18 protein-coding genes are annotated in these 21,591 nt (G+C 59.8%); 14 read left to right on the plus strand and 4 right to left on the minus strand.

The features are described from left to right. Positions 1–449: 449 nt before the first annotated feature. Both VSX42_RS05400 and VSX42_RS05405 read left to right on the plus strand, forming a co-directional pair. On the plus strand, positions 450–1,226 hold the full coding sequence (locus tag VSX42_RS05400) for a hypothetical protein (protein WP_326503310.1): 777 nt from the start codon (positions 450–452) through the stop codon (positions 1,224–1,226). Between the two features lie 61 nt (positions 1,227–1,287). Further along, positions 1,288–2,220 carry a 3-methyladenine DNA glycosylase gene (locus tag VSX42_RS05405; RefSeq protein ID WP_326503311.1) on the plus strand — a complete coding sequence of 311 codons (933 nt, stop codon included), beginning with the start codon at positions 1,288–1,290 and terminating at the stop codon, positions 2,218–2,220. Positions 2,221–2,684: 464 nt separating this feature from the next. On the opposite strand, the gene VSX42_RS05410 is transcribed toward VSX42_RS05405, so the two are convergent. Together VSX42_RS05410 and VSX42_RS05415 are read right to left on the minus strand one after the other, a co-directional pair. Continuing rightward, positions 2,685–4,070: a PepSY domain-containing protein gene (locus tag VSX42_RS05410; RefSeq protein WP_326503312.1), complete on the minus strand. Its 1,386-nt coding sequence runs from the start codon at positions 4,068–4,070 to the stop codon at positions 2,685–2,687. Positions 4,071–4,115: 45 nt separating this feature from the next. Continuing rightward, positions 4,116–4,499 (minus strand): DUF1304 domain-containing protein, encoded by a 384-nt coding sequence (locus VSX42_RS05415; protein WP_326503313.1) that lies wholly within the window; start codon positions 4,497–4,499, stop codon positions 4,116–4,118. Positions 4,500–4,590: 91 nt separating this feature from the next. Here VSX42_RS05415 and VSX42_RS05420 point away from each other — a divergent pair, with 91 nt between their 5' ends. The 4 genes from VSX42_RS05420 to purL all read left to right on the plus strand — a co-directional run bounded on the left by VSX42_RS05420 (position 4,591) and on the right by purL (position 8,809). Then, positions 4,591–5,166, plus strand: coding sequence for a TetR/AcrR family transcriptional regulator (locus tag VSX42_RS05420; RefSeq protein WP_326503314.1), 576 nt, complete (start codon positions 4,591–4,593; stop codon positions 5,164–5,166). Between the two features lie 232 nt (positions 5,167–5,398). Continuing rightward, on the plus strand, positions 5,399–5,650 hold the full coding sequence (purS, locus tag VSX42_RS05425; protein ID WP_135013794.1) for a phosphoribosylformylglycinamidine synthase subunit PurS: 252 nt from the start codon (positions 5,399–5,401) through the stop codon (positions 5,648–5,650). 5 nt (positions 5,651–5,655) lie between these two features. Further along, a complete protein-coding gene (gene purQ / locus VSX42_RS05430; protein ID WP_326503315.1) occupies positions 5,656–6,465 on the plus strand; it encodes a phosphoribosylformylglycinamidine synthase subunit PurQ in 810 nt (269 codons plus the stop codon). Between the two features lie 25 nt (positions 6,466–6,490). Then, positions 6,491–8,809, plus strand: coding sequence for a phosphoribosylformylglycinamidine synthase subunit PurL (gene purL / locus VSX42_RS05435; RefSeq protein ID WP_326503316.1), 2,319 nt, complete (start codon positions 6,491–6,493; stop codon positions 8,807–8,809). Between the two features lie 164 nt (positions 8,810–8,973). Here purL and VSX42_RS05440 read toward each other — a convergent pair whose 3' ends face one another. Both VSX42_RS05440 and VSX42_RS05445 read right to left on the minus strand, forming a co-directional pair. Beyond that, positions 8,974–9,870 carry a hypothetical protein gene (locus VSX42_RS05440; protein ID WP_326503317.1) on the minus strand — a complete coding sequence of 299 codons (897 nt, stop codon included), beginning with the start codon at positions 9,868–9,870 and terminating at the stop codon, positions 8,974–8,976. A 247-nt stretch (positions 9,871–10,117) separates the two neighbouring features. Then, a complete protein-coding gene (locus VSX42_RS05445) occupies positions 10,118–10,345 on the minus strand; it encodes a biliverdin-producing heme oxygenase (RefSeq protein ID WP_326503318.1) in 228 nt (75 codons plus the stop codon). Between VSX42_RS05445 and VSX42_RS05450 the strand changes: the two genes are divergently transcribed. The 8 genes from VSX42_RS05450 to VSX42_RS05485 all read left to right on the plus strand — a co-directional run bounded on the left by VSX42_RS05450 (position 10,322) and on the right by VSX42_RS05485 (position 21,537). Then, positions 10,322–10,717, plus strand: coding sequence for a hypothetical protein (locus tag VSX42_RS05450; protein WP_326503319.1), 396 nt, complete (start codon positions 10,322–10,324; stop codon positions 10,715–10,717). The genes VSX42_RS05445 and VSX42_RS05450 overlap by 24 nt on opposite strands. A gap of 84 nt (positions 10,718–10,801) precedes the next feature. Beyond that, positions 10,802–11,062: a hypothetical protein gene (locus VSX42_RS05455; protein WP_326503320.1), complete on the plus strand. Its 261-nt coding sequence runs from the start codon at positions 10,802–10,804 to the stop codon at positions 11,060–11,062. A gap of 95 nt (positions 11,063–11,157) precedes the next feature. Next, positions 11,158–13,677, plus strand: a complete 2,520-nt coding sequence (locus VSX42_RS05460; RefSeq protein ID WP_326503321.1) for an HAD-IC family P-type ATPase — start codon at positions 11,158–11,160, stop codon at positions 13,675–13,677. Between the two features lie 254 nt (positions 13,678–13,931). After that, a complete protein-coding gene (locus VSX42_RS05465) occupies positions 13,932–16,022 on the plus strand; it encodes a glucose PTS transporter subunit IIA (RefSeq protein WP_326503322.1) in 2,091 nt (696 codons plus the stop codon). Between the two features lie 133 nt (positions 16,023–16,155). Then, entirely contained in the window at positions 16,156–16,635 is a 480-nt protein-coding gene (locus tag VSX42_RS05470; RefSeq protein WP_326503323.1) for a GNAT family N-acetyltransferase, read from the plus strand. A 253-nt stretch (positions 16,636–16,888) separates the two neighbouring features. Beyond that, positions 16,889–18,643: an ABC transporter family substrate-binding protein gene (locus VSX42_RS05475; RefSeq protein ID WP_326503324.1), complete on the plus strand. Its 1,755-nt coding sequence runs from the start codon at positions 16,889–16,891 to the stop codon at positions 18,641–18,643. A 150-nt stretch (positions 18,644–18,793) separates the two neighbouring features. Continuing rightward, positions 18,794–20,326: an ABC transporter permease gene (locus VSX42_RS05480; protein ID WP_326503325.1), complete on the plus strand. Its 1,533-nt coding sequence runs from the start codon at positions 18,794–18,796 to the stop codon at positions 20,324–20,326. After that, positions 20,326–21,537, plus strand: coding sequence for an ABC transporter permease (locus tag VSX42_RS05485; protein ID WP_326503326.1), 1,212 nt, complete (start codon positions 20,326–20,328; stop codon positions 21,535–21,537). The genes VSX42_RS05480 and VSX42_RS05485 overlap by 1 nt, the downstream gene beginning before the upstream one ends. Positions 21,538–21,591: the final 54 nt, after the last annotated feature.

Here is a 21,591-nt window from a genome sequence, read left to right on the forward strand (position 1 = left end):
ATATGCCGACCAAATACTTAAAAAATTGGCTATCACAGTCACTATCGCGCTTTCTGTTTCAGGCATAACCCTTCCAATACATAAAGCTCACAGCTATGAATCAGGGCCACAGATAGCGCGTTGTTCACCAATGGGGCAGGGACATAACGCTGCCCCAACCCTCCTTACATTCAATCAGCCAGCAGGACAATTCAATAATTTCAATAACCCTGGCTTTGAATTATACTGCGGGGTCAAACTCCCTTCACATCTACTTCTAGCTGGTTACACAAACAGAGTGGATCTATCACTTTTTAAACACAAAGTATCAGGCAATTCTGTCCGATACAGAGAGAATCGAAAGAAATATATGATAGATAAAGATAGAGATATGCATAAAGGTAGTTGCTGGAAGCTTATAGACCGTAACGAAAACAGAATTGCCTCAATCAACTGCAAGGGATACCTAGTTGGAAAATAAGTTTCCTCTTTTTCTCCCTTGGCCACAGGGGATTCAAGAACCTGAAGCACCTGCCGTGCCTCAAACATACGGAGTTCTTCGCATCGGAGAAAGGTATGACGAAACCCTTCTTGTGCGGCTCCACGAAAGTATCTTGATGTATGAAATTACCCCGTATCTTTATTACAAAACCCCTTATCGCCTTGAGATTCTTATCGAGGTAGCAGATAAAAAAACCTTATCTGGTGCCCTCGTCAAGATATTACAATGGAACTGGGGACAACAAGATACCCTGATAGGACGCCTTTCCATACATGAAAATAACGTTTTGTCCGAATACTTACTGGAGCCCAAAGATTCAGGCCTAGCAGACTACCTGCAGCAGATTCTTCTTGCCTTCATAAACCTCTTCTCAGAAGGTGAAATACAACAGAAATCCCGCTCAAATTTAATAAACCATTCGAAAACCGGCCTCGAACCAATCATAGATAGATTAGATAATAGTGCAAGCACTGTTGAGTGGTGGCAGGTTTGGTTTATATATTCCCCAGATGCAGCACAAAGCTATATCATCTCTCATCCCAAAGAGCTTTACGGCGTTGATGATGAGATTATAGGTTATCAGGCTGTCGTAAGTTCTAGTATTACTCAAAATCCCATAGAATTAGTGATGTGGCACCCTGGTGAACCGCTCTTAGTCTGGGAGCAAGGAACTCACCCCGGCCTTCATACCCCTCTCCCAGTAGATAGAGTTCCTGAGCTACTTCAACAGCGGATACTTCCCTAAAGGCTCATTTCGTAGATAGCTGTAAAGTAGCAGCCTTATAACGGGCGTTAAAATAGACCCCATGCCTCTTACCCTCCTCACCTCTGAAGTCTGGCGCGCGCAGGCGTCCGCCCACGAACAGCGCGCTGGCCACTACGCCCTCCCCTTCGCACGCCGCCGCGAGCGCGGGCAGGCTCACCCGGTTGAGGACTTCCTCTTCACCTACTACACCCTTAAGCCCGGGCAGTTTATGCGCTGGCACCCCGGTGCGGGGGTCATTCTGCAGGACGCCGGTGAGCGGGCAGACTGGAAGTTCTACCGGGCCGCTACCCAGCAAGAATTGGAAGAGGCAGGCTTACCGCCCGCCGAAGCCGCTGCGGCGGCGCAGGCGGGCACCAGCGTCCTTGTCGATACCGAAAAGTTTGCTGAGGCCCGCGCCTCAGCCATTGATTTTGCGCGGATTATCTTGGGCAAAACCGCAGCCAAGCCCGGTTTCTTTGGCTGTTTTGGCCTACACGAGTGGGCTATGGCCTATAAGTCGGTGGAGAATAACATCCGCCACGACTACCTAGAACTGCGCCTGGGGGCAGAGGGAACTGACCGGGTGGTTGAGAGCCATAAAATTAGGTGCTCCCACTTCGATGCCTTCCGGTTCTTCATGCCCCAGGCGGTGCCCATGAACGAGCTACAGCCCACGCGTGAGCAACAGCGCAACCTGGAACAGCCGGCCTGCCTGCACGCCAATATGGATATCTACAAGTGGGCCTATAAGCTCCTGCCCCTGGTGCCCTCGCACCTAGTCATGGACTGCTTCGAACTGGCCTGGGATGTGCGCGAACTCGACATGAAAGCCGCCCCCTACGACCTAAAGGAGTGGGGCTACGAGCCGGTTGCCATTGAAACCCCCGAGGGCAAGGCCGAATACGTGCGCCAGCAAAGACTCTTCGCCGACCGATCTGTGGCCCTGCGGCAGAGACTGCTCGATGCCCTAGAATCATCCTCACACCACACTTAGGGAACGGAAAACACACAGGCGTTTCCCGCGCAAACTCGCCACCGCAGCGGTTGCTGCCATAGCCTTTACCGGGCTAAGCGCCCCGATTGCCTCAGCAGTCACCATGGACACCGACGGCGATAAGCTGCTCGATGTCTGGGAGACCAACGGGTAAGACTACAACAACGACGGCGTCATCGACATCGACTTCGCTGCTATGGGTGCTGCCCCCCCCCCTACCGCAAAGACCTCTTCGTTGAGATGGACTACATGCCCGGCACTAATTCCACCCCGCGCCCTGAATGACCTGATGACCCTCAAAAGTTCCAGGCCCGGTCCTCTGCCCCCGGCATTTTGCCCTATGAGCAGCAGGAACCTGAGGTTGAGAAAACGAGATGACGGCAGACCTAGCCCGTGAACTAGGCTACCTGCCTGCCGAGTAATCACGTTCTTCTCTCCCCTTGTGAAGGAGTAGCACAGGGGCGCTATGCTTTGCGGCGTAGGCTGTAGATCAGGAGGTCGCAGATGGTAAAAACCAGCAGACTCGCCCCCAGCAGGGGCAGAAAGACTCCGACCGCCACGGCAGCGATAACCAGTAGGAACCAGGCGGGTAGGGGCACCTGTGCTAAGGACGTCAGCGGCGGCACACTACCCCAGGTTTGGGTACCGCGCGGACGCCGCTGCCACCACATCAGGTAGCCCCAGGCGCAGAGGGCTAGGGTCGCAAGAGCCAGGACAAAAAGTGCCAGCTGGTTGGCCAACCCAAAATGGGTGCCCATGTGCAGGTCGATTCCCCAGCGGGTTAGTTTGGCTGCTAGGGGGTAAGCGGCAAAGTCGGTGCGGTCGATGGCGGTGTAAGCATAGGGGTCTATGGCTACGGAATCGACCTGGGTAGGGTAGAAACGTTGGGTTTCTTGAACCACCCAGGCTGTGTTTGGGTCTTGGCTGGGGCGTATTTCCAGGTTCACGGAATCGATATTGATGGCCCGGGCGGCGCTGAGCACCTTGGCATAGGAAATCACAGGCAGGGCATTGGGTAGGTCAGTGGAGCGTTCAGCAGCAGGGGAAGCGTGGTCGGCGTGGTCGGCTGAACCCGAAGAATCTGTTGTCGCCCCGGTCAGAGAGGTGCTGACAGCCGGGGTGGTCCAACTCAGTGCCGCACGCAGTTCACTCACGTTGGCTCCGGCATACTGAGACCAGGTCAGGCCTGTGGCTGAGAGAAAGAGCAGGCCAGCTGCTAAGCAGAAGCCCACCGCACTGTGGCGGGAGAGGGTGCGCAGATAGCCGCGGAGCCCGCGGCGCGGCAGGAAGGCGTCCTTTTTTCTGCTCAACCTATGAGCACGCACAGCCCACAGCACCAGGCCGCTGACCGCAATCACCCAGAGCCAAGAGGCAGCCAATTCGCTGTAGAGGCGCCCACCCTCACCCAGGTGGAGGTTACGGTGCAGACCGCTGACCCAGGTACGGAAGGGTAAAGAGCCGCTGGAACCGTACACCGGGTAGTCACCCAGTATCTGCCCGGTACCGGGGTCAAGAAAGACGGCGCGGGTGGTTGATTCGCCCAGGGTTTCGTCGGCGTACATGACGCGGGTGGTGGTACCGGGGGCGACAGCTGGGCGGACGGCTACCGGCAGCTCCTGCCCCACATAGTTATTGGCCAAAGCCACCTGTTCATCAAGGGCAAGGCGAGTCTCTGTAGCCTCTACTGTGAGTACATGGCTGTAGGCTATTTTCTCAATCTGAGGAGCTAGGGCGTAGAGGGCGCCCGAGGCTGCTGCTACCGCGATGAAGGGGGCTACCAGAATACCCGCATAGAAATGCAGGCGGCGGGCTAGGGGGTAGAGCCAGGCAACTGAGGCAGAGGTTCGCATAGGTAGCCATTCTAGGCTATCTCTAGCGGGGTAAGGGCTAGTGCTTTAGAGGAATGCACCGAGAAAGAGCAGGATGACGGCCAGCAGGGGGAAGGTGCCCTGCTTGATGGCGGCACTCCGCTTGTCGGGTGAGGTGATGAAGAGGACAGCCGCGGCAGCCAGCATTGACCCGGTACCGGCGAGCATGAGGGCTAGCCCCACGGCGGGGTCACCTGCGAAGTGGGCTAGGACGCCGGCGGCGGCAATGATTGCCAGGAAGAGGTTATAGAAGCCCTGGTTGTAGGCCATTTCCTTGGTCTGTTCGGCTGATTCCCGGCTCATGCCGAAAACGGGCAGGGCTCGGGTGGTCCAGGCGAAGGATTCGAGGTAGAAGATAAAAACGTGTAGACCTGCGGCGAACAGGGTAAAGATAAGGGCGGCGGTAATCATGGCGGTCTTTCTATTATTTTTGTAATGCTCGTTCCAATATATACTAGAATGAGCAGTACACAATCTTGACAGCCATGAAACGAGGCAGACCATGGGGCGTACAGCGACCTTCGACCGAGCGGACGCCGTCAGGGCAGCCCGCAGCGTTTTCTGGGATCGGGGCTACGAGGCAACCTCAATCCCCGACCTTGAACAGGCAACCGGTCTCAAGCGCTCCAGCCTCTACCACGCCTTCGAGTCCAAAAAGGGACTTTTTGACGCAGCGGTAGAGAATTACCTGGCAGAAAGCGTCCGTCCGCTCCTTGCCCCCATCACCAGCAAAGACGCGAAGCCCGATGCCCTCAACGACTACTTTGCAACCCTGGCCAGCTCTATTAACTCTGCCGGTAGCCACCCCGGCTGCCTGCTCATAGCGGCAGCCAACGCCCCAGTGGGCACCGACCCGGTGGTCAGCGCAGCCATCAGCGGCTACTACGACGAGCTACTTGCTGCTTTCCGCGCAGGGGTGGGCAGGGCGCGTCCACACCTCACCGAGGACGAAGCGGACGGCCAAGCCCACACCCTGGTTGCCCTCACCATCTCAGCCCTGGCCCTTGCCCGCACCAACAAGACTCTGGCTCTTGCTAACCTGCAAACCGCACAGGAACTCGCCACCCCCAAAGACTAGGTACAGTCGGTGCGCTCCAGCAATGGGCACAATCTAAGGGGCGAGCGTGCGCCATATCGCCGAGCGTGCGGTTGCTGGGTGCACGCTCAGCGATATAGCGCACGCTCGTCATGACCGGACGCCACAGAAAAGCCCCGCGCCCCACCGTTTCACTTGGGTGCAGAAGCTCACACAAACCGGTAAAATGAGACCTGGCTCTATATAGATTCCAGCACCCAAGGAGTGCCCATTCATGGCCCGTATTGTTGTTGACGTTATGCTCAAGCCCGAAATCCTCGACCCCCAGGGCAAGGCTATCGCTCACGAGCTTCCCCGTATCGGTCTAAACAACTTCACCGATGTTCGCCAGGGTAAGCGTTTTGAACTGACCGTCGATGGTGAAGTCACCGAAGAACTGCTCGCGCAGGCCCGCCAGGCAGCTGAAGAGTTGCTGTCTAACCCTGTGATTGAAGACGTCGTCAACGTCGAAGCTCTGGAGGACTAAAAGACGTGGCAGAATCCCTCGCAGCAACCGAAGTGCCCCTGGTGGGCGACTTCTCCCAGCACACTCCCAACCCTGCCCTGGCCGATGTGCGCGTCGGCGTCATCACCTTCCCCGGCACCTTGGACGACCGCGACGCCTCCCGCGCCGTCCGCCTAGCTGGTGGCACCCCCCTACCGCTGTGGCACGATGAAGCAGCTCTGCACGATGTAGACGCTGTGATTGTGCCCGGCGGTTTTTCGTACGGTGACTACCTGCGCGCAGGCGCTATCGCCGCGAAGGCCCCGGTCATGAGCAAGGTCGTTGAGGCAGCTAGCGCAACTGGCACCTCGGGTTCCGCTCCCCTGCCGGTGCTCGGCATCTGCAACGGTTTCCAGATTCTGACCGAAACCCACCTGCTGCCCGGCTCCATGATCAAGAACGATCACCGCAAGTTCATCTGCCGCGATCAGACCCTGCGCGTTGAAACCAACCAGACTGCCTGGACCAGCGACTTCGAAGCAGGCCAGAACATTGTGGTCCCCCTCAAGAACCAGGACGGCCAGTACGTCGCCGATGCCAAGACCCTTGAGGCGCTTGAAGCTGAAGGACGCGTGGTGTTCCGCTACGTAGACGTCAACCCCAACGGTTCTCGCAACGACATCGCCGGCATCGCCAACGAGCGCGGTAACGTCGTTGGTCTCATGCCCCACCCCGAGCACGCGGTCGAGCCCGGCTTCGGCCCCTCGTCCTCCGGTTTTGGCACCGTTGGTCTGCGCGGTGGCGCGGACGGCCTGGGCGTCTTCACCTCCGTACTCAACCAGCTGGTTTCGGCCTAAACTCCTGGCATAAGGAAGAAGAATTTTGAGCGACAAGAAGTTTAACCTCGACACCGTTGAGCACGCCGCTGCTACCCCCGACACCGAGCTGCCTTGGGCTGAGCTGGGCCTGAAGGAGAACGAGTTCGAGGACATTAAGAAGATTCTCGGCCGCCGCCCCACCGCAGCCGAACTGGCCATGTACTCGGTCATGTGGTCAGAGCACTGCTCCTATAAGTCCTCCAAGGTGCACCTCAAGCAGTTCGGCGCTAAGGTCACCGATGAGATGAAGAAGGACCTCATGGTCGGCATCGGCGAGAACGCCGGTGTGACCAACATTGGCAACGGCTGGGCCGTAACCTTCAAGATTGAGTCCCACAACCACCCCTCCTACGTTGAGCCCTACCAGGGTGCAGCGACCGGTGTGGGCGGCATCGTGCGCGATATTATCTCGATGGGTGCCCGCCCCGTGGCCGTCATGGACCCCCTGCGTTTCGGTGCCATCGACCACCCCGACACCGCCCGCGTCCTGCCCGGTGTTGTTTCCGGTGTTGGCGGCTACGGCAACTCCCTGGGCCTGCCCAACATCGGCGGCGAAGTCGAGTTTGACGAGTGCTACCAGGCAAACCCCCTGGTCAATGCCCTGGCTGTGGGCATTATGCGCCATGAGGACATCCGCACCGCTAACGCTTCTGGTACCGGCAACAAGGTGATTCTCTTCGGTGCCCGTACCGGTGGCGACGGCATTGGTGGCGCCTCCGTTCTGGCGTCAGAATCCTTCGACGACACCAAGCCCTCCAAGCGCCCCGCCGTGCAGGTGGGCGACCCCTTCGCAGAGAAGGTGCTGATTGAGTGCTGCCTGGAGCTCTTCAAGAACTCCATCGTTGAGGGTATTCAGGATCTCGGTGCTGCGGGCATCTCCTGCGCTACCTCCGAGCTGGCCTCCAACGGCGACGGCGGTATGCACGTTGACCTAACCAAGGTTCTGCTGCGCGACCCCACCCTGACCCCGGGCGAGATTCTCATGTCTGAGTCCCAGGAGCGAATGATGGCGGTTGTGACTCCCGAGAACCTGAGCCGCTTCGAAGACATCATGGCCAAGTGGGACGTCGAGTACTCCATTCTGGGTGAGGTTACCGGCTCCGGCCGCCTGACCATCGAATGGCAGGGCGAGATTATCGTGGACGTTGACCCCAAGACCGTCGCCCATGACGGCCCCACCTACGAGCGCCCCTATGCCCGCCCCGAGTGGCAGGACGCCCTGCAGGCCGACAAGTTCACCGGTTCTAGCGCGGACGACGTCCGCCCCACAGGCGCTGAGCTGGGCGAGGCCATCAAGGAGTTTATGGCTGCCCCCAACCTGTGCTCTAAGTCCTGGATTACTAACCAGTACGACCGCTACGTTCAGGGCAACACCGCCCTGTCTATGCCCGATGATTCTGGCGTGATCCGCGTGGACGAAGAGACCGGCCTGGGCGTTGCCCTGGCGACCGACTCTAACCCCCGCTTCACCAAGCTTGACCCCTACGAGGGTGCGAAGGCGTCCCTGGCTGAGGCCTACCGCAACGTGGCTACCGTGGGCGCCCGCCCCGTGGCTGTCTCGGACTGCCTGAACTTCGGCTCCCCCGAGGACCCGGACATCATGTGGCAGTTCGCCGAGGCTGTACGCGGCATCGCCGATGGCTGTATGGAGCTGGGCGTGCCTGTCACCGGCGGTAATGTCTCCCTCTACAACCAGACCGGCGGTAAGGCCATTAACCCCACCCCCGTGGTTGCCATGATGGGCGTGATGGACGACGTAACCCGCCGCACCCCCTCTGGTTGGGCTCCTGAGCATGACGGTCAGGCCCTCTACCTGCTGGGTACTACTCGCGATGAGCTGGATGGCTCCGAGTGGGCCCGCTTCAAGGGTCACCTGGGCGGCTTGCCTCCCAAGGTTGATCTGGCTGCCGAGAAGCTGCTGGGCGATATGCTGGTGAACATGAGCCGTGACGGCATGATTGACGCCGCCCACGATGTCTCTGCCGGTGGCCTGGCTGCTGCCCTGGTTGAGGGCTGCCTGCGCTTTGGTGTGGGTGCCCGCGTAGGCCTGGGTGAGGTTGCTGAGCGCGACGGTATCGACCTCTTCACCCTGCTCTTCTCTGAGTCTCTGGGCCGCGTGGTTGTATCTGTGCCCCGCTCTGAGGAAGTTCGCTTCAAGGATATGTGCACCGCCCGCGATTACCCCTTCGCCCGCATTGGCGTGGTCGATGCAGCCTCTAACGCCCTGGATATTCAGGGTGAGGTCGCTATCGACCTGGACGAGCTGCGCGAAGCCCACGAGGGCACCCTGGCCCGCCACTTCGGTGAGGTTGCCCCCAGCTAGTCGCTAGCTACACGGTGTAAGGACGCCGCCACGCCCCTCCCCTGCCTTCGGGCAGGCAGGTGCGTGGTGGCGTCCTTTTGTCTTAGCCCTGTGCAGGGTTCTTGGTGCATGTGCAGAGAAAACCCTGCACACAGCCCAAGAAACCTGCTCACTTCCAATCTGGCTCACCGGACGCCAGCCTCCCACAGCCGTTGCCGGAGAGTAGCAGGGTGCGACATCAACTCCTTCCAGCGCGTACGCACCACCTTCCAGCCAGCCATCTCTAATTCGCGATGCCGCCGATGTTCCGCCTGAACTACGTCGTCAGCACGGCCATAGACTCCCGAATACTTCACCTCACCGTCGACCTCAAGAATGACCCCCAACTCAGGCCAAGCAAAATCAGCACGGCAAACACGGCCATAGTGGGTGAATACCTCGAACTGCTCCTGAGGTAGAGGCAGATTCCACTCATAGATAAGGTCGCGCGCAATCGTCTCAGCAGGAGAATCTGCTAAAGCGCTCAGTCTCTGCCCCACAGTAAGCGCAGCTCCACCCGCCTCAGCCAGAGCAGCACGTGCCGACGCTACAGATATAACACCCTGCCGCAGAAAATAATCACCAATCACCAGCGCCTCAACGCGAGGTAGAGATAGGGCGACATCGCGTAGAGTTTGCTCAGGAGCAGCAACAGAAGCCCCTACTACCAGCCGAGCCTCGCGAACTACGTCCGTGCGTCCGCGATGCGCTGTTACTGAAGGGCGGTGCTGCACAGAAGCCGACGCAAAACTCATATGCACCTTGTGAGGTAGGGTCAGAAGCGGAGCTCCTAACCAAAGCGCAGCCGACTGGTGGCTCAGCACCCCGCTCGGCACCGTTTTGATATGTGCAGCGTGGTGGGCTATGCATCTCTGGCGAGTGCCCCACTGGTTCCATATAGAGGTCTCAATATAGATCCCCTGCTTGATTTTGGTGTAGTAACCAGACCTAAAACGAGTCGAAGCCACAGAGGGGCTTACACCAATATCTTGTAAATCTTTAAGGCAGCGCACCTGCTGGTAAATCTCTGCAACATCATTCATAAGGGCAGTGTCACCAAGCTCGTCTACCTCTTGCAAGGGGTGTGAACATCGCAGCCCCTTTTGGTTCACAAACAGGTCATATAGCAGCCAGGCCTGTGGATAAGCCGCACGCTCTAGCTTGGTGGGTACCGGCCCGGGGAGCGTCCTTCTGCCTTAGCCTGTGCAGGGTTCTTGGTGCGCGTGCAGAGAAAACCCTGCACACAGCCTAAGAAACCCGCACACACCATGGAGGCCTCTAGCTACACACCTATGAGGCTAGGCTCTCACCCAGCTGCGCAAACATACGGGTGTTGCAGTCGAAGCCGGCCAGGGCCTCATCGACCAGAGCATCGCGCTGGACGTCCGTTAGCGGAGCGCTATCGAGCAGACCCCGGTAGGAATCTTTGAATACCTTGGGCTTCGGGAGCACCTCAAACCGGTACATGCTCAGAGCCTCAGCGGGCACGCCGTAGTGCCGGGTAACCAGGGCGACCACGGCCTGCCCACCCGACAGGTCGCCCAGGTAGCGCAGAAAGTGGGCATGGCCTTCCTCTACGTTCGGGGTACTGCCGGTGTCTTCTTTATCCTGGGTGACGGTTCGGGGGCCGATGAGCTGATTACGGCCCTGGGCGGACGTCCGCTGGCAGACTACCGGCCAGTAGAGCTGGCCCGCACCCGGGCTATGTTGCTGCAGCACACCTCGGTAGCATTCTCCTACACCGTGGAGCAGGTGGTTCAGATGGGCAGGGCTCCCTGGCGGGGCACTGCTCAAGCCAAGCAGGATCACGAAATTGTCGCCGCCGCCCTTGCCGACACCGATACCGAGTACCTGTCGGGAAGGGACGTCCGCACCCTCTCGGGGGGGTGAGGCCAGCCGAGCTCACCTGGCAAGAGTCTTTGCCCAAAGCACCCCCTGCTCCTGCTCGATGAGCCCACCGCAGCCCTCGATATTATGCACCAGGAGCAGACCCTCACCCGCGCCCGCGCCTACGCCCGGCAGGGGGCTGCTGTGGTGGTGGTCCTTCACGACCTCGATGTTGCAGCCTCTTATTCTGACCGGCTGGTGCTTCTTGCCCAGGGGCAGGTGGTGGCGCAAGGATGCCCGCAGCAGGTCTGCACCGCCGAGCGGCTCAGCGCGGTCTACGGCCACCCCATTGAGGTGCTCACCCACCCGGTGACCGGGCGTCTGCTGGTGCTTCCGGCCCGCGACTGAGGCTGTTTTCATCCTTGAGACGGACGTGTACCCTCGGCTTCTCCCACTAGACTGGGTACTAGTTTCACCCCGTCCGACGCCCCAAGGAGCTTTCTATGTCTCACACCGCGCCTGCCCACCGCGTGAATGTGAGTACCCCTCCAGACAGCGTCCTTGAGGCCGGTGGGCTCACCAGCGAGCAGGTCGCTGAACGCACCTCTGCCGGGTTAGTGAATACGCAGAATAATGCGACCTCCCGCTCTACCGCCACCATTATCCGCACCCACCTGTTCACCATGTTTAACCTGGTGTTGGGGCTCTGCGGGCTGGCCGTGATTCTGGTGGGTTCCTGGCTCGATACCCTTTTCCTTTTGGCTGCTATTGCCAACGTGGTCATCGGCTTCACCCAGGAGTTCTCGGCGAAGCGCCAGCTGGACCGCATCGCCCTGCTGCGCCGCGACCCCGCTACCGCCCTGCGCGATGGCACGCTGGTGCCGGTTGCCCTCGATGAGCTGGTTCTTGACGACGTTGTGCTGCTCAAGCGCGGGGACCAGGTTCCTGCCGACGCCGTGGTACTCACCAGCGACGGCCTGGACCTTGATGAATCCCTGCTCACCGGCGAAAACGACCCCGTCGGTAAGGTACCGGGGGACGGCGTCCTGTCGGCTTCATCCGTGATCGGCGGGTCGGGCAAGGTGCGGCTGACAGCGGTGGGGGCGACCTCCCGCGCCGCGAAAATTACGGCCGAAGCCCGCCAGTTCACCACCATCCATTCAGAGCTCCGGGCGGGTATGGAGCGGGTGGTCACCTGGATTACCTGGGCTCTGGTTCCCATCATCGCGATTGTGCTCAACGGGCAGATGCAGGCCGCTGGCGGCTGGCAGCTGGCCCTTGAATCCGGGGCCTGGCGTGATGCTCTGATTACCTCCGTCTCGTCGGTGGCCTCCATGATTCCCCAGGGTCTAGCCCTGATGACCACGATTTCCTTTGCCGTGGCGTCGGTTAAGCTGGCCCGCACCGAGGTGCTGATTCAGGAGCAGCCCGCCGTTGAGGTGCTGGCCCGCGTTGATACCGTCTGCTTCGATAAGACCGGCACCCTGACCGAGGGCGGGGTGCGCTTTGATTCGGTTCGCTCCCTGACCGGGCAGGTGCTCTGGGCAAAGACCGGGCATCAGGACGCCGCCGCTTCCCTGGTTAAGGACGGCTGGGCTGCCGCCCTGGGTTGGCTGGGAGCCGACCAGAACGCCAACCCCACCGCGGCTGCCCTGAAAGAGCCCTTTGCTGAGGCAGCGGGCGCCGCAGCCCCTGCCGGTGCTAGCGCTCCAGCTGCCACCGGCGTCCTGCCCTTCTCATCTGCCCTGCGCTTTAGCGGCGTTGAGTTCACGGGCACCGGGGCCTGGCTACTCGGTGCCCCCGAGGCACTTTTGCCCGAAGGCTCTGCTGCCCGCGACCTGGCCGGTGAGCTGGCCGAGAGCGGGCTGCGTGTGCTGGTGCTGGCCCATGCCCCCGCCCTACTGCGCGAGTCTTCCGGCAAGGTAGCCACCCGGGTTCCTGCCGGCCTTGAGCCCCAGGTGCTCGTGATTTTCCGCGAGCAGGTACGCTCCGAAGCCCCCGAAACCCTGGCCTACTTCAGAAGCCAGGGCATCGACCTGAAGGTCTTCTCTGGCGACAACCCCCGCACGGTAGCCGCCGCAGCGGCAGCCGCCGGTATGGACGTCTCAGCCGGTGCGGTCGATGCCTCAACCCTGCCCGAATCCGGCCCTGAGCTGGTAGAAGCTGCCCGAACCCACGCCGTCTTTGGCCGGGTCTCCCCCGAACAGAAGAAGAACATGGTGCTGGGTCTGCGCGAGGCCGGGCACGTAGTAGCGATGACCGGTGACGGCATCAACGACGCCCTGGCCCTCAAACACGCCGACCTGGGCATTGCCATGGGCAACGCCGCACCCGCCACCAAGGCGGTATCGCGCCTGGTGCTTCTCGACGGACGTTTTAACCGCCTACCCGGCGTACTCGCCGAGGGGCGCAAGATTATCGCCAATATCGAGCGGGTCACCAACCTCTTCCTCACCAAGACTGCCTTCGCTATCCTGCTGGGTCTCACCCTGGGTGTGCTCTGCTGGCAGTTCCCCTTCCTGCCGCGCCAGTACTCCACCGCCGACCTGCTCATTGTGGGCGGCCCCGCCTTCTTCCTAACTATGCTGCCCAACACCCGCCGCTACGTCAGCGGCTTCTTGGGCAGGGCCCTGCACTATGCCCTACCGGCAGCCGTTATCATCACAGCGGTACTGGTCTTCGTCAACGGCTACGGGCACGCTCTCGCAGGGGTGGCGACAGCGGAAATTCAGACTGCCACCTTCATCGCCCTTGTACTCATGGGCATCTACAACATCACCACCGTAGTGCGGCCCGTGCGCGGCGTCCGCCTGGCTATCGTGGCGGCCATGTACGCCGGGCTGGCCCTGGTTCTACTACTTCCGCCCTCGCTCTGGTACCACCAATTCACCATTCCCACCGGGGCATACTTACTAGCCACTATAGGCTCAGCCGCTCTGGGCTGCCTGGCTATCGAAGTCAACCTGCGCCTGCACACCGCCTGGCTGCGAGCCAAACACCCCCAGGTACTTGCACAGGGCTAACCTCAGGGAGTACGCTTGACCACGAACGGGGTTCACACCCCACACTCTATGTAGTCAATCATCAGGATTGTTACTGGTTCAGCAGGCAAGACCTGAGTTGCTATCAGCTCATACGGCACCGGTGCACCCGCGCCCACGCTGCTTCTATGAGCACCCGTCTACCCGCATCAGGGCACACGGTTCGATAGGCAACTCGGGTCTTTTTCGTCTTAAGAACCGGCTAGCAGTCCACACACACCAGTAAGGTTCCACCCGTGAACAACTCCCAGATGGGCGAAAAGATTCTCGAAGGCCTGGGCGGCCCCGAGAACATCTCGCACTTTACCCACTGCGCCACCCGCCTGCGCGTGACCCCCAAGTCCAACAGCGCCATCGACCGCACCAAGATCGAAAACATTCCCGGCGTGCTCACCATCATCGAGCAGTCCGGCCAGACCCAGGTCGTCCTCGGCGACAAGGTCGAATCAGTCTACAACGAAATGGTCAAGCTGCCCGGCATGAACAAGGTTGGTGAATCTTCCGACCAGAAGAAGGCTGTAGACGGCGAGAAGAAGGCCGGTGTGCTCACCCGCGTCTTCGATGTGCTCTCAGATTCCTTCCGTCCCCTGCTCTGGGCGTTGCTGGGCACCTCCATGATTCTGACCCTAATCGTCTTCCTGCAGCAGTTCGGCTTCTTTGGCCAGTACACCGACCTCACCGGCCAGGTCGTGAACGTCGATATCGTCAACGGCCCGCGTCTGACTGACCCCGACGCTGCAGCGGCTCTGCTCGAGGAATGGCGAGCTGCCTTCCCCTTCTGGTTCATCCTGCTAGCGGCAGCCCTGTCCGTACTACAGTTCATGCCTATCATGCTCGGTGCAACCGCCGCTAAGCGTCTGGGTGCCAACATGTGGGTTGGTGCAGCAATTCCCGCAGCGTTGATGACCGGCACCTTCCAGAGCTTTTCCAACATTGCCGTGGACGGCGTCGTCAACGTCCCCTTCCTCGGCTTGGATGTGCCCCTCTACGTTATGAACTACACCGGCCAGGTCTTCCCACCCCTGCTGGCGGCAGCCCTGCTGGCACCCCTGGAACGCTTCTTGAAGAAGATTATTCCCACCATGCTGCACATGGTCTTCGTTCCCATGATCTCCGTGATGATCCTGGTACCGCTCACCGCTTTTGTGGTTGGTCCCATCGGCATCCGCTTCGCACTGGCTATCTCTGACTTCATCGGCAGCGTTAACGAAACCCTGCCCTGGTTGGTCGGCGGTATCATCGCTGGTCTCTACCTCTTCATGGTTCCCCTGGGCCTGCACTGGCCGCTGAACGCCGTCATGATCAACAACCTGCAGACCATGGGCACCGACTTCATCCAGTCCCCCATGGGCGCCTACAACTTCGCCGTTTTCGGTCTGGTCACCGGTGTTGCTATCCGTGCCCGTAAGAACAAGGAACTGCGCCAGACCGCAACCGGTGCCGCCGTTTCAGGTTTGCTCGGTGGTATTTCTGAGCCCTCCCTCTACGGTATTGTACTGCGCTACAAGCGAGTCTTCCCGATCATCCTCATCCCGGCAATTATCGGTGGTGCAACCATCTCAGCTCTGGGTGTTAAGTCCTACGCTTTTGCCTTCACCTCCCTGATTTCTATTCCCGCTATGCAGCCCATCCCCTTCTACAGTCTGGGTCTAGCTATCGCCTTCTTCGGTGCTATGGCAGGTGTACTGATTTTCGGCTACGAGTCCAAGGATCAGAAGGCTGAAGCTGTCGCCAAGGCCGCAGCCGTTGCAGAAACCGGCATTGGCGAGTCAGTTACCCCCGCAGCCACCGAGGTTCGCAACGAAGCGGACGCCGCCACCACCTCAGCTACCCCCTGGGCCGCTGAAGGGGCAGCAGCACCCGCAGCAGGCACCGTCCTGACCATGGCATCCCCCCTGGAAGGCCAGGCAGTTCCCCTGTCTGAGACCCCCGACCCCATCTTTGCCGCCGAAAAGCTCGGCAAGGGCGCGGCCATCATCCCCACTGGCAACACCGTGGTAGCCCCCGCAGCCGGTAAGGTCTCCGTCACCATGCCCTCTGGCCACGCCGTAGGCCTGAAGCTCGACAACGGCGTAGAACTGCTCATTCACGTGGGTATCGACACCGTAAACATGAACGGCGAAGGCTTCGACGTGAAGGTTGAAAAGGGCCAGCGCGTTAACCCCGGCGACATCCTGCTGACCTTCGACCCCGAGATCATTAAGAACGCCGGCTACTCCCTGGTAACCCCCGTTCTGGTCACCAACACCAACCGCTTCGCTGAGGTTGAGGGCGCTACCGGCACTGTTCAGCCCGGCTTTGAGCTGCTGAAGGTTACCACCAAGTAACCCGCAATAGCTCAGCGAAAGCCGCCCCGTATCGTCCTTCCGGACGGTGCGGGGCGGCTTTCTATGCCTTTGAGCAAATCTCATAGTTACCGCCCAGTAATAAGCGCAGTTCAAAGGGTTTTAGAATGACTGTATGTTTACCCTGAAATCCTTTTATGACCTGACTCTTGATGAACTCAACGAGATTTACCTGCTACGCGGGCTGGTCTTTGTGGTGGGCCAGAAGATTACCGAAGAGAACGAGATTGACCGGGCAGACCGGCAGGCCCTGCATTTCTTTCACGCCAATGAGCGCGGTGAGGTGCTGGCCTATCTGCGGCTTTTTGATCTGGCAACCTTCTCTGACGAATCCCACCCGGCAGAGCCCGGCGCCTGGACGCTGGGGCGGGTGGCAGTACACCCGGACGCCCGCAGCACCGGCCTGGGACGCCGCCTGCTCAATGAGGCACTGACCTGGATTGAAGAAAACACTGAGGCCGAACGCATCTCTATTAGTGCCCAGGCCTACCTAGCAGAGAGCTACTACGGGGCGGCAGGCTTTGAGGTTGTGGGAGAGCCCTACCTGGAAGCGGGCATCGAGCACGTGCACATGGTGCGCCCCATCGAGCGATAGCAAAAGACGTTACGCTGCGCCAAATTCGTGCCCCTAAAAGACGCTGTAACGTACTTTTTACATTTTTTTGAAGAGTTTTACAGACAAAAAGGGGTTTTTGTGGCGCAGCTCCCCAAAAGTGACCTAGTATATACATTACACATCGTGTGATTCACCGCACCCAAGAGTTGGGAAGGCTTGCGCCGCCCCGCACACACAGGGTGAAGATCGAGGACCACAACATACATTTCCCCTTTTCAGCAAGGAGACACTAATGCGCAAGACCCGCATTTCCTCAGCTCTCGGCCTCTCAGCTGTAGCTGCTCTGGCTCTCTCAGCCTGCGCCAGCTCCGACACCGGCGCCTCCAGCACCTCAGGCTCCGACGCGGCTGCATCAGACAAGTCAGTTTCAATTGCTATCACCAACGTTTTCTCCTCACTGAACGTAGACACCGCTGAAGGTAACTCAGACACCAACGGCATCATCGCTCAGATGACCAACCGTGGCTTCTACACCATCACCAACACCTTCGACATCCGCCACAACGAGTGGTTCGGTACCTACTCCATGACCGAAGAGGGCGAAGGCATCAAGGTTGACTACAAGGTCAACGACAACCAGAAGTGGTCAGATGGCAACGACATCGACAAGGGCGACTTGCTCCTGGCATGGGCTACCCAGTCCGGTCACTTCGATAGCGAAGACGGTGAACTCACCTACTTCGACTTCGCAGGTGAAACCGCTGGCCTCGGCGGCGCAGAGGTCCCCGTTGTGAGCGAAGACGGCCGCTCCATCTCCTTCACCTACCCCAAGGCTTTCGCTGACTGGGAAATCGCTTACAACATCGACAAGCCCGCCCACGTTGTTGCTGAGCTGGCTGGCCTGACCGAAGACGAGCTCATCGAGACCATCGAGGCCGCAACCCCCGGTGAAGAGAACGAGAACCTGCGCAAGATCGCAGACGCTTGGAACACCGGCTACAACACCACCACCTTCCCCTCCAACGAAGCTCTGACCGTGGGCAACGGCCCCTACCTGGTCACCGCCGTTGAAGAGAACCAGTCAGTTACCCTGACCGCCAACCCCAACTACCAGGGCGACAAGAAGCCCGCCATCAACGAGGTTGTGCTTAAGGTACAGGGTGACGTTGCAACCCAAATTCAGGCTCTGCAGAACGGCGAAGTCAACGCTGTTGCCCCCCAGGCTTCCATCGACACCGTCTCCCAGCTGCAAGCTCTGAGCGGCGTTGTCACCGAGACCCAGCCCGACCAGTCTTACGACCACCTGGATCTGAACGTCAAGGAAGGCTCACCCTTCGCTGACGAGAACGTCCGCAAGGCCTTCCTGCTGACCGTTCCCCGCCAGGATATCGTCGACAAGCTCATCAAGCCCATGGACGCTAACGCTGAGGTTCTGAACTCCCAGCTCTACGTAGCCTCCGACGCTGAGAACTACGCCAAGACCGTTAAGTCCAACAACTCCTCTGAGTACCCCTCAGACGACATGGACGCCAACATCGAGAAGGCTAAGGAACTGCTGGGCGGCCAGACCCCCACCATCCGCATCCTCTACAACAACAAGAACCCCAACCGCATCAACTCCTTCCAGATGATCAAGGAATCCGCTGAGAAGGCAGGCTTCGTGGTTGTTGACGCCGGTACCGAGCAGTGGTCATCCCTGCTGCCCGGTGGCGACTACGAGGCATCTATCTTCGGCTGGGTTTCCTCAGGTGTAGGTAACTCCTCACTGGGCCAGATCTTCAAGACCGGTTCACCCTCCAACTTCACCGGCTACTCCAACGCAACCGTTGACGCAGCAGCCGATGAAATCATGACCACCACCGACACCGCCCGCATCGAAGAACTGAAGATGCAGGCAGACGGCGAACTGTTCAAGGACGGCTACGGTCTGCCCCTCTTCCAGTCCATCGCTGTTTCTTCCTACAGCGACACCATCACCGGTGTAGAGCCCAAGCCCGGTCAGCAGCCCCTGACCTGGAACATCGAAGAGTGGGACATCGCAGAGTAAGTACAGTTACGCTCTAGTCACGCTACAGATGGCAACTAACAATCTGTAACTGCCCTACGGCGCGGACGCTCACGAGCGTCCGCGCCTCTGGCTGTTTGAGAGCACCCCCTCTATTCCCAGGGTGCACTCCCCTACCCATCAGGATTCATCATGCTCATGTACTCCGTGAGGCGCCTGATCACCGCAGTTTTCATCCTCTTCGGTGCATCGTTCCTCATCTACAACCTCGTAGCAATCGCGGGTGATCCCCTCGAAGAGCTACGCACCTCGTCCTCCCCGAACAAAGAAGCACTCATCGCCCAGCGCATCGAAGCGCTCGACCTTGATATCCCCGCCCCCCTGCGCTACTTCAAGTGGCTCGGCGGCGTGCTCGGTTGCTTCGCAGGTAAGTGCGACTTTGGCCAGAACCTGGCAGGTACCCCCGTCACCCAGCTTCTCTCCAACGCTGTCTACCAGACCCTCACCCTGGTTGTAGCAGCCACCGTGCTCTCCATCCTGATTGGCGTCAGCCTGGGTATTATCTCAGCCCTGCGCCAGTACTCAGGCCTGGACTACACCGTGACCTTCGCCAGCTTCCTCTTCTTCTCCCTGCCCTCCTTCTGGATTGCAGTTCTGCTCAAGGAATTCGTCGCTATCGGCTTCAACGACTTCCTCCGCAACCCGGTGATCACCGTACCCACGACCCTGCTCATATCGGTTCTAGCAGGCCTCTTCTGGTACTCCGCCTCCTTCGGCAAGCAGAAGACCCGCTACCTGATGGGCCTGCTGGGCTTCGTCATCACCGCAGGCGCTATCATCTTTGTGTCTACCACCAAGTGGTTCCTCACCCCCTTCCTGGGCATCCCCTTCATGTTGCCCCTGGGCCTGGGCGCCGCCATCGTCTTCACTATCCTGGTCTCCGGCCTGCGTAACCGCCGGGCCCTGGGTGCAGGTCTGACCATGGTCGTTGCTGGTCTGGCAGCCTACTTCCCCCTGCAGGACCTGCTCGATCTGGCCACCATGCTCATCGTCGTCCTCATTACCCTTGCCTTCATGGCTCTGGGCTGGGTCGTCGGTCTCGGCTGGGGCGGCTACGACAAGGGCCAGGGTGCCCGCGTCGGTATGCTCACCGGCCTGGTCATGGCCCTGCTGATTATCGCCGACCGCTTCATGCAGGCCTGGCCCGCCTACATCAGCAACAGCCGTATCAAGGGACGCCCCATCCCCACCGCTAACGCTTCTACCCCCAACCTGCAGGGTGACTTCTGGATTCTCAACACCGACACCCTCACCCACATCCTGCTCCCCACCATCGCCCTGACCCTGATTTCACTGGCGTCCTATTCACGCTACTCGCGTGCGTCCATGCTCGAAATCATGAACCAGGACTACATCCGCACCGCCCGCGCCAAGGGCGTCTCAGAGCGCTCCGTCGTCATGAAGCACGCCTTCCGCAACGCCCTGATCCCCCTGGCCACCATCATCGCCATGGACATCGGCAGCATCATCGGTGGCGCAGCGATTACCGAGCGTATCTTCGCCTTCAAGGGCATGGGTACCCTCTTCCTCGACTCGTTGGCGCACACCGACCCCAACCCCGTCATGGGCGTCTTCCTGCTCACCGGCATCCTGGCGCTCGTCTTCAACCTTGTGGCTGACCTCCTCTACTCAGCCCTCGACCCGCGCGTGAGGGTGAAAGCATAATGAGCACCAACGACAAGAACCTCAGCTCAGGGACCGCCAAGGAGCCCACCACCGAGACCACCGCACTGCGCTCCATCGAAACCAACATCGATATCCGCGCTCAAGAGTCCGTGGGTAAAACCCAGGGCCAGATTGTGCGCAAGCGCTTCCGCCAGAACACCGGTGCGGTCATCTCACTAGCCGTCCTGGCCGCTGTGCTCCTGCTGGCCCTCACCTCCATCGGCGTGGGCCCCATCCCCGGCTGGTGGAAGTACAACTACACCGAGATGAACCCCATCGTCAACGGTGCAGCCCCCAACGCCCAGCACTGGTTTGGCCAGGACGCCACCGGTCGCGACCTCTTCGCCATGACCATGCGCGGTGTGCAGAACACCTTCCTGGTCGTCTTCCTGATTACCAGCATCGCCGGCTTCCTCGGTGTGCTCTTCGGTGGCCTGGCAGGCTACTACCGCGGCTGGGTTGAAGCCGTCATCATGCGCTTTACCGACATGGTCATCATCATCCCCCTGATGCTGCTGACCGCCGTGCTCGGTAAGCTGGCCGGTAGCTACTTCCACGGCATCTGGAACACCATCATGTTCGGTGTGGTCGTGGGTCTGCTCTTCTGGTCATCCCTGGCCCGTCTGGTCCGTGCAGAGTTCCTTTCACTGCGTGAACGCGAGTTCGTGGATGCCGCCCGCCTGGCAGGTGCCTCGGACCTGCGCATCATCTTCAAGCACATCCTGCCCAACGCCATCGGCGTGGTCACCGTGAACGTGTCACTGATGATGAGCTCCGCTATTCTGACCGAGACCGCGCTCTCTTACCTGGGCTTCGGTATTAAGGCCCCCGACTGGTCGCTGGGTTCGCTGATTTCAGCTAACCAGTCAGCCTTCTCTACCCGCCCCTGGCTCTTCTGGTTCCCCGGCCTCTTCATCCTGGTGATTTCACTGGCCGTCAACTTTGTGGGCGATGGCCTGCGCGACGCCTTTGACCCCCGCCAGAAGAAGTTCAACCCCAAGAAGGCAACCAAGCGTACCGCCCATTCAGCCGAAAACGGCGTGGGTATCGACGGTTCCGTAGCCGCCCCGGCAGCAGCAGCCGCTGGAGCGAGCACCGCTACCGTGCACGCCTCACTTGCCTCAGAGGTAGAGACCCCGCACAGCACCCGCACCTCAGGTTCCCTTGATCAGGACCTGGACGGCCCGGCGGGCTCACCCCAGAACAAGTAGCTCTCATCGCTTGAGGCGGTGAGCGCACCAGCACTCACCGCCTCATTGATAACC

The sequence above is a fragment of the Rothia nasimurium genome, from assembly GCF_035916755.1.
Lineage (GTDB): Bacteria > Actinomycetota > Actinomycetes > Actinomycetales > Micrococcaceae > Rothia.

Excerpts from the sequence above, each read along its gene's own strand:
- VSX42_RS05405 (WP_326503311.1), top strand. The coding sequence starts at position 1,288 with ATGCCTCTTACCCTCCTCACCTCTGAAGTCTGGCGCGCGCAGGCGTCC.
- VSX42_RS05410 (WP_326503312.1), bottom strand. The coding sequence starts at position 4,070 with ATGCGAACCTCTGCCTCAGTTGCCTGGCTCTACCCCCTAGCCCGCCGC.
- VSX42_RS05415 (WP_326503313.1), bottom strand. The coding sequence starts at position 4,499 with ATGATTACCGCCGCCCTTATCTTTACCCTGTTCGCCGCAGGTCTACAC.
- VSX42_RS05420 (WP_326503314.1), top strand. The coding sequence starts at position 4,591 with ATGGGGCGTACAGCGACCTTCGACCGAGCGGACGCCGTCAGGGCAGCC.
- purS (WP_135013794.1), top strand. The coding sequence starts at position 5,399 with ATGGCCCGTATTGTTGTTGACGTTATGCTCAAGCCCGAAATCCTCGAC.
- VSX42_RS05440 (WP_326503317.1), bottom strand. The coding sequence starts at position 9,870 with ATGAATGATGTTGCAGAGATTTACCAGCAGGTGCGCTGCCTTAAAGAT.
- VSX42_RS05455 (WP_326503320.1), top strand. The coding sequence starts at position 10,802 with ATGCACCAGGAGCAGACCCTCACCCGCGCCCGCGCCTACGCCCGGCAG.
- VSX42_RS05460 (WP_326503321.1), top strand. The coding sequence starts at position 11,158 with ATGTCTCACACCGCGCCTGCCCACCGCGTGAATGTGAGTACCCCTCCA.
- VSX42_RS05470 (WP_326503323.1), top strand. The coding sequence starts at position 16,156 with ATGTTTACCCTGAAATCCTTTTATGACCTGACTCTTGATGAACTCAAC.
- VSX42_RS05475 (WP_326503324.1), top strand. The coding sequence starts at position 16,889 with ATGCGCAAGACCCGCATTTCCTCAGCTCTCGGCCTCTCAGCTGTAGCT.
- VSX42_RS05480 (WP_326503325.1), top strand. The coding sequence starts at position 18,794 with ATGCTCATGTACTCCGTGAGGCGCCTGATCACCGCAGTTTTCATCCTC.
- VSX42_RS05485 (WP_326503326.1), top strand. The coding sequence starts at position 20,326 with ATGAGCACCAACGACAAGAACCTCAGCTCAGGGACCGCCAAGGAGCCC.